Source organism: Mesorhizobium sp. M7A.F.Ca.US.010.02.1.1 (assembly GCF_004023085.1).
Lineage (GTDB): Bacteria > Pseudomonadota > Alphaproteobacteria > Rhizobiales > Rhizobiaceae > Mesorhizobium.
This window is the reverse complement of sequence record NZ_RZRV01000050.1, coordinates 23,030-38,389: the sequence shown is the minus strand read 5'-3', so window position 1 is coordinate 38,389 and position 15,360 is coordinate 23,030. Positions and strand designations below refer to the sequence as shown.

Annotated in this window: 11 protein-coding genes; 3 read left to right on the top strand and 8 right to left on the bottom strand. The window is 64.7% G+C overall.

Annotated features, from left to right (window positions below):
* Nucleotides 1-103 precede the first annotated feature (103 nt).
* The gene (locus EOA19_RS30960) at nt 104-2,890 is read right to left on the bottom strand and encodes an autotransporter domain-containing protein (protein WP_245486384.1); all 2,787 of its coding nucleotides are present in this window, start codon (nt 2,888-2,890) and stop codon (nt 104-106) included.
* A gap of 399 nt (nt 2,891-3,289) precedes the next feature.
* Here EOA19_RS30960 and EOA19_RS30955 point away from each other — a divergent pair, with 399 nt between their 5' ends.
* A complete protein-coding gene (locus tag EOA19_RS30955) occupies nt 3,290-3,802 on the top strand; it encodes a hypothetical protein (protein WP_128305774.1) in 513 nt (170 codons plus the stop codon).
* A 74-nt stretch (nt 3,803-3,876) separates the two neighbouring features.
* On the opposite strand, the gene EOA19_RS30950 is transcribed toward EOA19_RS30955, so the two are convergent.
* On the bottom strand, nt 3,877-4,839 hold the full coding sequence (locus EOA19_RS30950; RefSeq protein WP_128305773.1) for an AraC family transcriptional regulator: 963 nt from the start codon (nt 4,837-4,839) through the stop codon (nt 3,877-3,879).
* A gap of 234 nt (nt 4,840-5,073) precedes the next feature.
* Between EOA19_RS30950 and EOA19_RS30945 the strand changes: the two genes are divergently transcribed.
* A complete protein-coding gene (locus EOA19_RS30945; protein ID WP_245486383.1) occupies nt 5,074-6,216 on the top strand; it encodes a helix-turn-helix transcriptional regulator in 1,143 nt (380 codons plus the stop codon).
* A 302-nt stretch (nt 6,217-6,518) separates the two neighbouring features.
* Complete coding sequence (locus EOA19_RS30940; protein ID WP_128305772.1) at nt 6,519-7,229, top strand: outer membrane protein; 711 nt, start codon at nt 6,519-6,521, stop codon at nt 7,227-7,229.
* Between the two features lie 156 nt (nt 7,230-7,385).
* On the opposite strand, the gene EOA19_RS30935 is transcribed toward EOA19_RS30940, so the two are convergent.
* The 6 genes from EOA19_RS30935 to EOA19_RS30910 all read right to left on the bottom strand — a co-directional run bounded on the left by EOA19_RS30935 (nt 7,386) and on the right by EOA19_RS30910 (nt 15,185).
* Nucleotides 7,386-9,701, bottom strand: a complete 2,316-nt coding sequence (locus EOA19_RS30935) for a xanthine dehydrogenase family protein molybdopterin-binding subunit (RefSeq protein WP_128305771.1) — start codon at nt 9,699-9,701, stop codon at nt 7,386-7,388.
* Entirely contained in the window at nt 9,698-10,681 is a 984-nt protein-coding gene (locus EOA19_RS30930) for a xanthine dehydrogenase family protein subunit M (RefSeq protein WP_128305770.1), read from the bottom strand. The genes EOA19_RS30935 and EOA19_RS30930 overlap by 4 nt, the downstream gene beginning before the upstream one ends.
* Nucleotides 10,678-11,157, bottom strand: a complete 480-nt coding sequence (locus tag EOA19_RS30925) for a (2Fe-2S)-binding protein (RefSeq protein WP_023814336.1) — start codon at nt 11,155-11,157, stop codon at nt 10,678-10,680. Before EOA19_RS30925 ends, EOA19_RS30930 begins: the two co-directional genes overlap by 4 nt.
* Nucleotides 11,158-11,384: 227 nt before the next feature.
* Nucleotides 11,385-13,643: a xanthine dehydrogenase family protein molybdopterin-binding subunit gene (locus EOA19_RS30920; RefSeq protein WP_128305769.1), complete on the bottom strand. Its 2,259-nt coding sequence runs from the start codon at nt 13,641-13,643 to the stop codon at nt 11,385-11,387.
* Complete coding sequence (locus EOA19_RS30915) at nt 13,633-14,691, bottom strand: xanthine dehydrogenase family protein subunit M (protein WP_128305768.1); 1,059 nt, start codon at nt 14,689-14,691, stop codon at nt 13,633-13,635. Before EOA19_RS30915 ends, EOA19_RS30920 begins: the two co-directional genes overlap by 11 nt.
* Nucleotides 14,688-15,185: a (2Fe-2S)-binding protein gene (locus EOA19_RS30910; RefSeq protein WP_023814339.1), complete on the bottom strand. Its 498-nt coding sequence runs from the start codon at nt 15,183-15,185 to the stop codon at nt 14,688-14,690. Before EOA19_RS30910 ends, EOA19_RS30915 begins: the two co-directional genes overlap by 4 nt.
* Nucleotides 15,186-15,360 lie beyond the last annotated feature (175 nt).

Sequence of the window (15,360 nt, the reverse complement as noted above, 5' to 3'; positions counted from 1 at the left end):
GAGTAGGGTGGGAGGGATATGCGGAATCGTGCCGTAAAGCCGGTCCCGTCGCCGACCGCCGTTCGGGCGTTGCCTTTGTCCGGCCGGCGCGCTTCGTTGCTGTTCAGAACTTGATGCCGAGATCGACCTTGGCGCCCTGATCGACCGTGCCGCCACCGAACTGGCCGGAATAGGACACACCGAGCGTCGCGTTGGCCGACATGTTGAAGTCGAGACCGGCCTCGATGACGGCCGCATCCCTGGCGATCGGCACGCCGGCGATGCTGAATTGATCGCCGCCGGCGAAGGCGAAGCTGGAGGTCGGCGTGACGTCGCCGAACGCGTGGCGCCAGCCGAGCATGCCGCGCGCCGTGGCGTTCATGCCGCCGAGCGCGAAATCGGTCGAACCGCGCAGGCCCAGCGTGGTGAAGGTCGCATCATCGTTCGAGCCGGCGCTGGTCAGTGCCGCATCGCCACCGTCTTCGGTGAAGCCATCGGTATGGACGCTGACATAGGCCAGATTGGCGAAGGGCTCGAACTTGAATTGTCCGGCATCGGCCCGGTAGGCGAGTTCGCCGAACATTTGCGCGGTGCCGGCATCATAGTCGGCCGACAACCCATCCGTGAAGCCGTTGAAAGCAACCGACCGTTTGGTCGAAAGGCTGCTCCAGCTGTAGGCGGCACCGGTGCGGAAGGCGATGGCGCCCCAGTTGGTGCCGCCATAGAGGCCGAGATGATAGTTGTCGCTCTTGCCCGAAGAGTTGCGATCGTCGGCGTCGAAGCTCGAATGGCTGTAGCCGCCGAGCAGGCCGACGCGCCAGCCGCCCACCAGCGTGTCGGCGCCGGCCAGCAGGCCGCCGGTCGAACGATCGAAGGCGGCGGCGTTGCCGTCGCCGTCGGTATTGCCCCACGACCCAAAGGCCTGGCCCCAGACGGCGAAACGGTCGGTGTCGGCCGCGACCATTTCGGGGCCACCTTCGCCATAGGCCATGACCGGCAATGCGGCCGCGCCAACATCGCCGAAAGCGGACATGATACGATTGGTGACTGCGTCGCGGACGAAGCGGCTGTCCTCGACCAGCATGCCCTTGGCCGAGGCGTGGACCTCGCCAGACAGCTGGTCGAAAGCAGCGCGTGCAGAAGCTGCTGTCGGCAGCGCCAGAAGGGCGTCATGGATAGGATTGCCGGCCCCGAGGCTTTCAGCGCCGCCGCCGGTGGCGATTTGGTTGGGTGTCAGCCCGATATCGGTGAAGCCGTACACCAGCACATCGAGATAGGCATTGTTCAAGTCGTAGGCATCCGTCACCGACAGGAACGCGGTGCTGGTGATCCCCGTCACAGAGGCGAACTCGCCGGTGAGTCCCAGATCGGCGGTCAGCACGGTGTAGCGGCCGGCGGTGATGCCTTGCGCCGTCACCGCCAAGGTCGAGCCGGTGATGGTGGCAGTGCCGGTGGTGTGAAGGAGATCCGACTGAAGTGCGGCGTTGATGTCGACGGCGTAGGTCGAACCGGCCGCCAGAGCCACAGTGGCGGCAAGCTCCGTGCGGTCGCCGGCGCCGCCATCCTGCATGGTGAGACGTCCGGCATTGGACAGCAACTCGAGCCCGCTGAAGGTGGTGGTCTCCTGCGTTGCGCCATTGCTGGCGGTTCTGAGAGAGGCTGCGGCTGTATTCGTCACGGTGTCGATGCCGGCGCCGAACAGGCTGGTGCCGCCGGTTGTCCAGGTAGCGTGGTTGGTCAGGAGGTCGGCATAACCGCCAAGCTCCACCCGGCCGGTCAGTGCACCGCCATTGAGAATTGTCGTGGCACCATCAGAGGTAGTGATGGCCAGCGCCGCGGCCGTCAGGGCGGTGTTGTGCGTCGCGCCGGAAAGGGTGATGCCGATCGCATTGCCGCTGTTCGATTGCGCCGAAATCGCGGCGATATCGCCTTCGACCGTGCCGTTGGTGATGATGCCGATCGCGCCCGTGCCGTTGTTGAGGGTGCGGATACCGGTCGTGCCCGAGACGTTGCCCGCGGTCACGTTGACCGCACCCGAGCCCGCTGCCTTGGTCTGCTGGGCGATGATGGCCGTGTTGCCGGTGGACGTCACGTCGCCCGCCGTCACCGTGACGGCGGCGCCGGCCGACTGCGCATAGATGCCGTTGCCGCTGGTCGCGGTGACCGGACCGACCGTGGTCACCGTGGTCGAGCCCGATCCGAAGTTCTCGGCGTCGATGCCGAACCGGGCGTCGATGGAGCCGTTGGCGGTCACGTCGATGTTGCCGGTCCCCGAGGCGTTGAGGATCGCGGCCACCATGCCGGCGTTGCCCGCCTTGATGTCGCCGTTGGCGACCTCCGTGATATTGCCTGTCAACGACTGGGTCTGGACGTCGATGGCATCCTTGCCTGCGGTGAGTGCGGTCACCGCGTTTGTGGTCACCGAAATGCCGGTGCTGGTCGCGACGTCGCGGACAGTAATACCTTCGCCTGCCGCCGAAAAGATATTGCCGGAGACGTTAATGTCTATCGAGCCGACACCGCCGGTCTGCGTCACATCGAACGCGTTGCCGGCGCCATGGTTGATGATGTTTCCACCCGTGTAGGTGATGGCGCCGCCAGCCGCCGAGACCGACAGGGCCGCCGTGCCGCCCGCGGTCGGCGTGTTGCCGGCATCGACGCTGATCGTGCCATTGTTGGTAACGGTGACGCCGCCGGTGTCGGCGTTGGAAACCGCAAGGCCATAACCGCTCACCGTCGTTCCCGGATCGACGGTGACGATGACTGGTGTGGGCAACAAGTTCTGATAGTTGCGATCGTTGGGTGCGTCAGCGGGAAATGTCGTGTCGGTGGTGGAGGTCGTGTCGCATTGGACAGTGACGGCACCGACGAGACAATCCGCCCAGGCTTGGCCGGACGCCAGCAGACTCACGCCCGCGGCCGCAGCAATCCCGATGGCGGATCGCAGCGCAAGCTGGCTCGCCTGTGAACGCAGGTTGCTCTGTCGGGCTGAATTCGGGGGGGTCTGGCTTAGGTCCGAAGGCCTAAGACCGGCGGAATCTTGAACACGCCCCATGATTTGCCCCTCGCAGCCAATTCATGCGACCCCGGATCAGTCCGGGGCGGACTTGCCTGATAGAAATCTCTAATGTGATGCTTGGAGTTATGTCAACTGAGTACCTGAGAAAAATACCAAATACAAAACGTTCCATTCCAAACTCTTCTTCGAGGAATAACTAGCAACGCTATCGTGCAGACGTCACTGTGAGCTTCTCAAATTTCGATTTCGAATCGCTGAACGTCGTACGGGAGTGGTTCAGTTGCGAGGGCGGTGTTTTATTTCTGGAATCAACCGGCCAAATCTAAAAAACTTAAGTCAACCCTTGTCCAGGGTGGCACTGAAGTTGTCACCTGGCGCACAAGTATTTCCGGCCCTGGACAGATCGTGATCTGGTCCAATACGGTGCGTGTCGAAATGAAGACTGCGATTGTGGAAAAGGCCGGTCGTCCCTTGCAAAAGAACGTCTTCTCATCGGCGGATTTGCCGTCGCATCTGGATCATCGCGCGCGCTTCGCGCTTTGCAGGACATTCGCCGGCGATGGTGAAGAGATCGCCGCCGGCAAAAGCGAACGTCGAGGTCGGCGTGACATCACCGAAGGCATGGCGTCAGCCGAGCATGCCGCGCGCCGTCGCCTTGATTCGCCGAGGCCCAAATCGGTGGAAGCACGCAGGCTGAGCGTGATGAAGGTGGCGTCGGTGGTTGAATTCGCGCTGGTCAGCGCCGCAGATCCGCCCGTTTCGCTTAAGCCGTCGATCGGCCATTGCATTCGGAGGCGCCATTGATCGCCGCCGGATCTCGGCTTTTGACGGAGAGGTAATCGGAATCGAGTCGTGTGTAGGTTTCCGGGTATCCGGTTCTATCTGGCGCTCGTCGGCGTGTAGCCGAAGCGGCGGCGAAAGCAGCGATTGAAGTACGACACATCGCTGAAGCCACTGGTCATGGCAATTTCGCTGACGCGCATCTCGCCATTCTGTCTCTGCGAAAGCATTTTGTGGGCCGTCTGCAGGCGCAGTTCGAGAACGCGCTCGGAGAAGCTGATACCCGACTTCTGCAAAAGATTGTGAACATAGCGCGCCGACAGGCCGAGTTCCTGTGCGACGCCTTGCGCCGAGATGCCGGGCTTGGCGAAATTGTCCGCGATCTTCACCAGGACCGCTTGCAACCTGGCTGCCCGCAGACCGCGCAAGCCGGCCAGTTCGGCAACCTCACCCTTGGCGCCTGTCACCAGGCCGATCAGATCGACGATCGTTTCCGTTGCGTGCGCAATCAGATCGGGCGAGATGAGAGGGCGGCCGGTTTCAAGAAGTTGGCAATAACGCTTGAGAAGATCGAGAGCTTCGTTCTCGGCGCCGATCTTCAACGCCAGCCTGTCGTCGATCTGCGGGAAGGCCCGTGCGAGGACGCTGCGCGGGACCGCCACGTTTGTCCACACATTGCTGTCGGCGCCGGCCATTTTCAGCGCTTCCGATGCTGTGACCAGCACCGCTTCTCCCTGCCCGACATCATAGTCGCGGCCGGCCTGGACGCCGGTCAACAGTGTGTCGGATTTGTTGATCAGCAGGAGATAACCGCCGTTGCCGTCATCGGCGATATTGCTCGCGTTCCTCGTCGCATGCTTGATCGTTCCGGACATCTGGCCAAGAACCAGTGATCCGACAGCTGTGGCTTCGATCGCAGCTTCGAAAGGCAGGTTGTCCGACATGCCGTATTCGACCGACCATATCTGCGCGACATGGATGTCTTGCCAGAGGGAAAATCGATCGCGATCATTGAGATGCGACGGCAGTTGAGCCGATGAAAACACCGTCTTTCGTGACAATGGAACACCCCGATACCCACAGCTTCAGAGAATATCGAAACGAAATGTTTCCTGATCCTGGAACATTGATCGTTTGGCGTTCAACTGATCGAATTAGATATATAATCCAGCATGATCACGCATGGCGTCACCCGAAAGTATGACGCGGCAAATCCTCCGAGGTGAGATTGCCTCTTTTACAACGAACGGCGGCCCGCCCATCCGGGGAGGTGGGCACGTCAGGAAACTGGGGGCGTGGTGGAGAGACTGAGCAGCGAAGTCCTTTCGTCGATCATCGGCGATATCTACGATTGCGTTTTGAATCCGGAAGGCTGGGCCGGGGTAATGATCCGGATCACGGAGGCTGTAGACGCAGCCTATACCACCGTCGCGCTTGCCAGCACTGCCGGCAATCATGGCCGCTTCGCGGCCCAATCGCCCTGGGATCCCGTGCAAATGCGCGTGCTCCAGGAGGACTATGACTTTGACGCAGTTCCCGGACTGAAGGCCGCGGTTGTCGGCGACATCGACACACCCGTTGCGACGCTGTCGCATATGAGCGAAGCCGAACTCCAGCAGACGCCATTTTTCCAGAATTGGGCCAAACCGCAGGGATTGCGCGAAGCCTGCATCACCAAATTCGTCCATACGCCGGACCGGATCGGGCTCATGGGCTGCACTACGCGGGCCGACAGGGGAATCATATCAGCTGAAGAACAGCGCTTCCTGGCATTGCTCTCGCCGCACCTGCGCCGTGCGTCGCTGATTGGAGATCTGCTCGATCAGGCTCGCGTTACCGCCGACCTTTACCGCCAGGCGCTCGATCATCTCGCCGTGCCTGTCGTGCTTACCGGCGCCAACGGAGCAATCCTCCATGCGAATGGGGCTGCCGAACGGATGTTTTCGCTGCAAGGGCCCATTTTTTCCAGGAACGGTCTGCTCCAGGTGCAGAATTCGGCGGTGGCCCGCGCCCTGCTGGATGCAATCGCCAGTGCCGCGAGCGCGGATACCTCGCTTGGCTCCCGCGGTATAGGCCTGCCCATTTCGGCCCCAGGTCAGCCGCCCGCCGTCGCCTATATATTGCCGTTGACCGAAGGAACCGCTCGCGCTGCTTTCCGGCCCGCATGTGCCGCCGTCTTCGTTTCGACCACGACGTCTTCTTCTCCACTCCCGGAAGCCGTTCTCGCCACTCTGTTCGACCTTACGCCCGCGGAGGCGCGGGTCCTGCTGCGCATCGGCAGCGGATTGTCCGCGTCGAAGAGCGCGCTGGCGCTCGGTGTCGGCGAAAACACTTTGAAGACCCACCTCAACCGCATCTTCGCCAAAACCGGCACGAGACGCCAAGCCGATCTCGTCAAACTCGTTTCGGACATAGGCACGCCGCTGGCAGCTCAGTGAAGGGCGCCGATCGCCGGGGACCCAACATCCTCGTCGACGCGCACCTCGATGAACGCGCGCCAGCCGTAGCGGGAATGGTTGCCGTCAGGCTCCGCGCTGGGCAGTGCCAGCTGGTGTGATTCGACTGAGGCTGAATGGCCACACCGGCCGAAAAAGCGTGGCATTGCATTTCAGGACAATTCGCGTGCGGCCCAGCCCAAGACACGTCCGACGGACAATGCGACATCGGGGCGGCGACAACACCGGATCTCCGCGAGGCATTCGCGGCGGGGACCACAACATTCTTGGGGCGGTAGACAACAATGAAAACTCTTCTTCTCGCAACGGCCTTGATTCTCGCGCCGCTCGGTATGGCGTGTGCGGCTGATATCAATGAGGTTTCGCCTGTTGCCTCCACCTACGACTGGTCCGGACTCTATGCCGGCGTCGACATCGGCTACGCGGCCGGGAAATCCAATCTGTTCATCGCCGGCGGCGGACTGGGCGGGGCCACCGATCTCAATGTCTCCACCGATCCGAACGGATTTATCGGCGGTGTTCATATCGGCGCCAATTACCAGATGGAGAACAGCTTCGTGATCGGCGCCGAGGCCGACATTGTGTACAGCAATATAGATGGGCTGACGGCCCTCGACGCCGGCGGCGGCGGTGTCACCACCTTGCTCAAGAGCGAACTCAAATGGTCGGGGTCGGCGCGGCTGCGGGCCGGCTATGCTTTCGATCGGACCTTGCCCTACATCACTGCCGGCGTCGCCGCGGCCAAGTATGAGCTTATTGCGGTCAGCGCCGGTGGCCCTGCCGCCGAAGTAACGCTCCACAGCGACAGCCATGTCGGCTGGACCGTTGGCGCCGGCATCGAGCACGCCTTCACCGACAAGTGGATCGCTCGAGCCGAATATCGCTACTCGGATTTCGGCAGCCAGGACCTCTCGGTGGCCGCCGGCCTGCCCACGGAAACCCATGTCGACCTCCAGACGCAGGATATCCGGGTCGGGCTCAGCTACAAGTTCTGATTGCTGGTGCTACAAATCTCCCTCGGGAGATGGCCGGCAGGCCAGGGGCGGCGGGGCTCGGCCTGCTGCCGCAGACGGGGTCGGCGCTCTACACGCGGCGACCCCCTCTGTTGCCTCTGGCGACATCTCCCTCGAGTGGGAGATCAGCCACCGCCCTCAGATTAGCTTCTCCAGTGTGATCGGCAGATCCCTGATCCTCTTTCCCGTCGCATGGAACACCGCGTTGGCAATCGCCGGCGCCACGCCGACAATGGCCAGTTCGCCGACGCCCTTGCCGCCGAGCGGCGAGGAATGCAGGTCGGGGATGCCGACCGAGATCACTTCAATGTCGGGGATGTCGGCGTTGGTCGGCACGAGGTAATCGGCGAGGTTGTTGTTGACGATGCGGCCGTGGCGGCGGTCGACGATGCCTTCTTCCAGCAGTGCCTGGCCGATGCCCATGATGATGCCACCCTTCCACTGGCTTTCGGCCAGCTTGGGATTGTAGAGCCGGCCCGAATCCAGTGCCGACACCACGCGTGACACGCGCACCGTGCCGAAGTCCTCGTCGACCCGCACCTCGATGAAATGCGCGCACCAGGAGTGGCGGGAATAGTCGCCCTCGGTGTGCGGCACCGACATGGCGATGGTGGTGTAGTTCTTGTAACGATCCTCTGGCGTCGAATTGGCCGGCATGGTGTCGCCGGTGGCTTCGATGTGGTCGCGGCCGACGCTTTTGAGCAGTTCGGCGATCGAGACATCGGGGCCGTCGCCGCGCGGCGAGGCGATGCGGCCGTTGGCGACGACCAAGGTGTTGGCCTGCAGCGCATGGAAGGGCGAGCGCGGATCGCTGATGGCGAGGCCGATCAGCTGGTCGAGCGCCGAGGTCGCCGCCTTGTAGACCGCACCCGTCATGACGCCGGCAAGCCGCGAACCGCCGGTGACGCCGGCGCGGGGGAAACGGGAGTCGCCGAGCTTCACCACCACGTCGTCGGCTCGCACGCCGACCGTCTCGGCGGCGGTTTGCGCCAGGATTGTGTACGTGCCCTGGCCCATGTCGATCGAGGAGCTCTCGACCTCGACCGAGCCGTCCGCCAGGATACGCACGATCGCCTCGCCATAGGCGCGCCGAACCGGATAGGTGCCGGCCGCGACTCCCCAGCCGATCAGCTGGTTGCCGTCGCGCATCGAGCGCGGTTCGGGCGAGCGCCTGGCCCAGCCGAAGCGCTCCGCGCCTGCGGCAAAAGCCTCGCGCAACTGTCTGGTCGACCAGGCTTTCTTGGCATGCGGATCCTGCTCGGCATAGTTCCGGAGCCGGATTTCCAGCGGATCGATGCCGACCTCGTAAGAGAGCTCGTCGATGGCGCTTTCGATGCCGAACGCAGAGGGGTTTTCGCCCGGCGCGCGCATGGCACCCGGCACTACCGAATTCACCCGCACGACATTCTGCCTGGAGGAGAAATTCGGCGTCGCGTACATGATCGAGGTGACCGATCCGAGCGGCTCGACCCACATGCCGTCCATCGACGTCTCGTTGATGCCACGATGCACGATCGACTGGATTTTTCCTTGCGCGTCGGCGCCAATCGTCACCGTCTGGCGCGTCGCCGCGCGGCCACCATAGCCGGTGAAGGTCTGCGGCCGCGTCATCACCAGGCGCACCGGCCGGCCAAGCATTCTGGCGGCACATGCGGCCACCGCGCCATGGCTGAGCGCCAGCGCCTTGGAGCCGAAGCCACCGCCAATATAGGGCGAGACCAGCCGCACATTCTCGAACGGCACGCCGAACCATTCGGCATAGGTGCGCGCCATCCCGTCCAGCCACTGGCTCGGCTCCCATACTGTGAGCTTATCGCCTTCCCAGCGCGCGATCAGCCCATGCGGCTCTATCGGCGCCTGGTATTCGCGCGGCGTGTTGTAGGCGGCGCAGATGCGGACCGGTGCCGACGCGAACGCACCTTGCGCATCGCCCCATTCCTTGGTCATGGCGTCGATCGGGATGCCGTCGCCGGCCTTGGCATCGCTGAGGTCGACGATGGCAGGCGTCTCGTCATAGCTGACCTTGACCAGTGCTGCCGCCGCCACCGCCTGTTCGAAGGTCTCGGCGACGACAGCGGCGACATGCTGGCCCGAAAAAGTGATGTCGCGCGCAAGCGGGCAATAGGGCTTGTCGGGCGGCGGTGTGCCGAACCAGTCCGCCGCGGTCCTCAGGCTGATGATGGTGTCCGGCGTCAGCACCTGCAGCACGCCGGGCGCCGCCTCGGCGGCCTTGGTGTCGATCGCGCGCACCTTGCCGGATGCAATCGTGCTCTCGACCAGTACGGCGTAGGCGAGGCCTTCGAGCTGCTGCTCGACGGCGTATTTGGCCGCACCCGTGATCTTGGCCGGGCCGTCGACGCGCGACAGCCGGCCGCCGACGGCTTCGGCAAAAGCGCCGTCGGACGCATCGCCGTGTCTTCCGACGTGAACGGTGCTTGCGATGTGAACGGTCATGCCGTTTCTCCCAATTTGAGGATGGCGCGCGCGACGACGCGCGGCGCGAGCTCGATCTTGTAGTGGTTGGCGCCATGGTCGACGGCGCCTTCGACAGCGAGCAGGCTGGCGGACCGCACGGTTTCCGGCTCCAGCGCCTTGCCCTTCAGCGCGTCTTCCACGGTCCGCGCCCGCCATGGTTTCGTCGCGACACCGCCGAGTGCGACGCACAAATCGCGGATCGTTCGGCCGTCAGGTTCGAACTCGATACCGACCGCCGCGCTCGCGGCGGCAAACTCATAGGATTGCCGGTCGCGGATTTTCAGGTAGGTCGACCGCCGGGCAACGGCCGAGCCGGGGATTTCAATGGCGGTGATCATCTCGCCCGGTTCAATCGCATGTTCCCTATCCGGCGTGGTGCCGGGCAGCAGGAAAAAGTCGTCGACCGGGATCTGGCGCTCGCCCAGATGCACGATCGCATCGAAGGCGACCAGCGCCACGGCCAGGTCACCCGGATACATGGCGATGCAGGCCTCGCTGGTGCCGAGTACGGCATGGCCACGGGTAACGCCGCCGATCGCCGAACAGCCAGAGCCGGGCTCACGCTTGTTGCAGGCAGGGAAATTCGCGGGATCGCGGAAATAGGGGCAGCGCGTGCGCTGCATCAGATTGCCGCCGATGGTCGCCATGTTGCGGATCTGCGCGGAAGCCGCCTGCCACAGGGCTTCCGACACCGCAGGAAAGCGGCTCTTGATGTCGGCATGGTCGGCGACATGGCTCATCCTGGCCAGCGCGCCGATGGTGGCGCCGCGTTCGTCCACCTCGATGCTGTCCAATCCCTTGAGATGAGCGATGTCGACCAGTGTCTCGGGCTCGGCGACGCCGCATTTGGCGAGATCGATCAGCGTGGTGCCGCCGGCCAAGAGCATGGCGCCGGGCAGGGCGGCCGCCTGGCGTGCCGCATCGACCGAGCTGGCGCGAAAATAGGAAAGGTCCCTCATGATGCGACCTCCAAGGCGGCTTGGCGAATGGCGGCGACGATGTGCGGATAGGCGCCGCAGCGGCAGAGATTGCCGGCCATGTATTCGCGGATCTCGTCGTCGGAGCCGGCATGGCCTTCCCGGATGCAAGCGACCGCCGACATGATCTGGCCCGGCGTGCAATAGCCGCACTGGAAAGCGTCGTGCTCAAGGAAGGCAGCCTGCACGGGATGCATTTCGCCCTCCCGTGCAAGCCCCTCTATGGTGGTGACGGTGCGGCCCTCGACCTGAGCGGCCAGCGTCAGGCAAGCCAGTACACGCTCGCCGTCGATATGCACGGTGCAGGCGCCGCACTGGCCGTGGTCGCAGCCCTTCTTGGTGCCGGTCAGGCCGAGCCGGTCGCGCAAGGCGTCGAGCAGCGTGACGCGCGGCTCGAGTTGCAGATCGTGATGATGACCGTTGATATCGAGATGAACTGGGATCGTTGTTTTGGTCATGGGCGTCTGGCTCCAGTGCTTGACGCGAAGTCGGTTGACTCATGTTGGGCCGGCGGGACCTCGCGCCGGCTGTGCGGCCCTTCGCTGCCGCTCCCTGTCCTTCGGGCGTTCAGCCCCTTAAAAAGGTCCACTGGACCTTTTGATCCGCCCGAAGGCGGACCGGGCTTTCACCGTTCGTCGGACGGGAGCCAAGCAATTGGCTTCCCGTCCGCTACGCGGACCACTCCTCACCCCAGCAGGTCCTCGATGCGGATCGGAAAGCGCCGCGGCCGCACGCCGGTCGCATGCCAGACTGCATTGGCGACGGCGCCGGCCGTGCCGGTGATGCCGATTTCGCCAACGCCCTTGATGCCGAGCGCGTTGACATGAGGGTCGTCCTCGTGGACCAGCAGCGCCTCGACCGACGGAACGTCGGCATTCACCGGGACATGATATTCGGCGAGGTTGGCATTCTGGATCCGGCCCGAGCGCCGGTCGGTGATGGCTTCCTCATTCAGCGCGAACGAGACGCCCCAGATCATGCCGCCATAATACTGGCTGCGCACCAGCCTGGGATTGATGATCCGCCCGGCGGCGAACGCGCCGACCAGCCTTGTGACGCGGATCTGGCCGAAATCCGGATCGACCTTCACCTCGGCAAACACGGCGCCGTGCGCGTGCTTGGCATAGGTCTCCTGGGATGCCGGGTCGGGAGCGCCTTTGCCATGGCCCTCGATCTCGGTGAGGCCCGCGCGCTTGAGGATCTCGGCATAGCTTTCACCGCGGCTTTCATCGTCGCGCCGATAGAGGTGGCCGCCGCGCGCCAGCACGCCTTCATTGCCGGCGCCGAACAGCGGCGAGGCCTCGTTGCCGGTGGCGAGATCGGCAAGCCTGGCGATGACGGCGGCACCCGCATTGTGGATCGCCATGCCGGCCGTCGCCGTGTGGCCGGAGCCGCCGGCAATGCCTGCATTGGGCAGGTCGGAACTGCCGGCCCTGAAATCGACCTGGTCGATATCCAGTCCCAGTCCGTCGGCCGCGATCTGGGCGAAGGCGGTCCAGGCGCCTTGCCCCATGTCCTGCGCGCCGGTCTCCATCAGGCCGCTGCCATCGGCCCTCAGCACCGCACGCGCTTCGGCCTGGAACATGAGCGCTGGAAAGGTCGCCGTGCCCATGCCCCAGCCGGTGAGGAAACCGTCGGCGTCGCGCATCAGCCGAGGCTGAAGCGGGCGGCTCGCCCAGCCGAACGTCTCGGCCGCTTGCCTGTAGCACTCGCGCAGCGCCTTGGAGGAAAACGGCTTGCCGGTCATCGGCTCGACCTCGGCATAGTTCCGCAGCCGGAACTCCAGCGGGTCCATGCCGCAAGCGTGTGCCGCCTCATCGATGGCGCTTTCGAGTGCGATCGAGCCGGTGGCTTCGCCGGGCGCCCGCATGAACAGCGGCGTACCGGTGTCCAACCGCACCGCATCGTGCGAGGTGGCGATGGCCGGGCTGGCATAGAGCGTGTGCGAGGCATCCGCCGCCGGTTCGAAGAAATCGTCGAACGTGCTCGACGCAGTCTTGGCGTGATGGTCGAGTGCCGTCAGCCGCCCTTCGCCATCCATGCCCATGCGCAGCGTCTGGCGCGTCGGCGCACGGTGGCCGACCGGGCCGTACATCTGCTCACGCCGCAGCACCAGCTTGACCGGACGGCCGACGAGGCGCGCCGCCAGAATGCCGAGCACCTGCGGCCCGGAGATCATGCCTTTCGAGCCAAAGCCGCCACCCAGGAACGGGCTCCGGATGTGGACGTTTTCCGGCGCGATGCCGAACAGGCCGGCGATGCGGCCCTGCGCCATGGCAAGGCCCTGACTCGGCGTGTCGATCGACAGTGTGTCGCCATCCCAGGCGACGACGATCGCATGCGGCTCCATAGCGTTGTGGTACTGGGCCGGCGTCTCGTAGGTGGCCTCTATCCGCGTCTTTGCGGATTTGAGGCCGGCCTCGACATCGCCCTTGTGCTCCACCGCCGGACCGCCGACACCGACACCGCGCGGCACGAAGCTTTCAGCGCCGTCGAGGCCAACGCGCGCCGGCAGCACTTCATAGCGCGGCGACAGCAGCGCCGCCCCCTCGGTCGCCGCCTCCAGCGTCTCGGCGATCACCACGGCGATGCTCTGGTTGGGGTAGCGGACCTGATCGTTTTGCAGCAGGTCGAGCCGGAACATGAAGGGATGGTCCTTGGCATCCGGATCGGCGGCGAGCGCCGGCCGGTTCTTGGGCGTCATCACCTCGACCACGCCCTGGTGCGCCTTGGCCGCCTCGATATCCAGCGCGGCAACGCGGCCGCGCGCGATGCTAGAGACAGCGAGCACGGCGTAAAGCATGCCGGGCGGATGGTTGTCGGCGGCATAGCGCGCGGCTCCGGTGACTTTCAGAAAGCCGTCGCGACGGGTCAGCGGCTGGCCGATGCTGGAGCCCTGCCGGGCATGGGCGGGTTGCTGGTTGAGGCTGAGTTCAAGCGTCATGGCGCGCTCCGGGAATGTTCGAGAACGGGGAGGCAGGAAGGGCTGGCAGCCGCTCGGGCGTTCCCGCCTGGGCAGACATCAGCGCCCTGACCACGATGCGTCGGGCAAGCTCGATCTTGAACGCATTGTCGCCGGATGGGCTGGCATCGGCCAGGGCGGCCTCCGCGGCGCTGGCGAAGGTCACCTCGTTGGCGTCCGCGCCAAGCAGGACGGCTTCCGCCGTTCGTGCCCGCCACGGCTTGGCCGCGACGCCGCCCAGCGCCAGCCTTGCGGCGCGGATCTTGCCGCCATCCACGACGAGCGCTGCCGCGGCCGATACGACGGCAAAAGCATAAGAGGTGCGTTCGCGGACTTTCAGGTAGCGGGCATTGGCGGAGAAGGAGGCCGCCTCCGCCGGCAGGCGCACCGCCACGATCAGGTCGCCGGGTTCCAGTGCATTCTCCCGCTGCGGCGTTTCGCCGGGAAGCCGGTGGAATTCCTCCAGCGTCACATGGCGCCGGCCCTTCTTGCCCTCGATCTCGACCACCGCATCGAGCGCCACCAGCGGCACGCAGAAGTCCGACGGATGGGTGGCGATGCAGGCATCGCTCCAGCCGAGCACGGCGTGCAGGCGGTTCTCGCCTTCCAGCGCGTCGCAGCCGGCGCCAGGCTCGCGCCTGTTGCAGGCGCTGGCGGTGTCGTAGAAATAGCTGCAGCGCGTGCGCTGCAGCAGATTGCCGCCGACGGTCGCGGCGTTGCGAAGCTGAGCCGAAGCGCCCGACAGCAGCGCCTCGGCCACCGCCGGATAGGATTTGGCGAACGCCGGATCGTAGGCAAGGTCGGCATTACGGACCAGCGCACCGATGCGCAGGCCACCATCGTCCAGCCGTTCGATGCGGTTGAGCTCCGGCAACCGGGAAATGTCGACGATACGCTCGGGACTGGTGATGCCGCCTTTCATCAGGTCGAGCAGATTGGTGCCGCCGGCGAGATAGGCCGAGCCCGGCTCGGCTGCCGCGGCGATGGCGTCGGGGATGGTGGCGGGCCTGATGTAGTCGAAGTCTCTCATGCCGCGGTCCTCCGGTCGGCTTTGACAAGCTGTTGCTGGGCTTCCAGGACGGCCTCAACGATGCCGCCATAGGCCGCGCAGCGGCATATGTTGCCGCTCAGCCCCTCGCGGATGCGTTCGGGATCGTCGCCGGCCTGTCCCTCGGCGATCAGGCCGAGCGTGCTCATGATCTGGCCGGGCGTGCAGAACCCGCACTGGAAGCCGTCATGGGCGATGAAGGCGGCCTGCACAGGATGCAGTTCCTCGCCGTGGGCGACGCCTTCGATGGTCAAGACTTGGGCGCCGTCATGGCTGACCGCCAGCGCCAGGCACGAGTTGATGCGCTTGCCGTCGACCAGCACCGTGCAGGCGCCGCACTGGCCGCGATCGCAGCCCTTCTTGGTGCCCGTGAGATCGAGCCGCTCGCGAAGCAGGTCGAGCAGGGTTACGCGTGGATCGACCTCCAGTTCGTGTTTGTGTCCGTTGATGGTGAGGGTGATGGGAAGGCTGGTCATGGGCGTCTGGCTCCAGTTGCTTGACGCGGATGGGATTGAACTGGTGCCTTGCCGCAGAAGGGCAAGGTAACCGTTCGGTCAGGTCTTGACGGCGAAAGCGGAGATGGCAGCGGGTCTCCCGCGAGGCAGGCGGGCAGGGGAGATGTCGGCTTGCGTGTTCGAAAGACGTGACATA

Coding starts and splice junctions, on each gene's coding strand:
- EOA19_RS30940 (WP_128305772.1), top strand. CDS start 6,519: ATGAAAACTCTTCTTCTCGCAACGGCCTTGATTCTCGCGCCGCTCGGT.
- EOA19_RS30935 (WP_128305771.1), bottom strand. CDS start 9,701: ATGACCGTTCACATCGCAAGCACCGTTCACGTCGGAAGACACGGCGAT.
- EOA19_RS30930 (WP_128305770.1), bottom strand. CDS start 10,681: ATGAGGGACCTTTCCTATTTTCGCGCCAGCTCGGTCGATGCGGCACGC.
- EOA19_RS30925 (WP_023814336.1), bottom strand. CDS start 11,157: ATGACCAAAACAACGATCCCAGTTCATCTCGATATCAACGGTCATCAT.
- EOA19_RS30920 (WP_128305769.1), bottom strand. CDS start 13,643: ATGACGCTTGAACTCAGCCTCAACCAGCAACCCGCCCATGCCCGGCAG.
- EOA19_RS30915 (WP_128305768.1), bottom strand. CDS start 14,691: ATGAGAGACTTCGACTACATCAGGCCCGCCACCATCCCCGACGCCATC.
- EOA19_RS30910 (WP_023814339.1), bottom strand. CDS start 15,185: ATGACCAGCCTTCCCATCACCCTCACCATCAACGGACACAAACACGAA.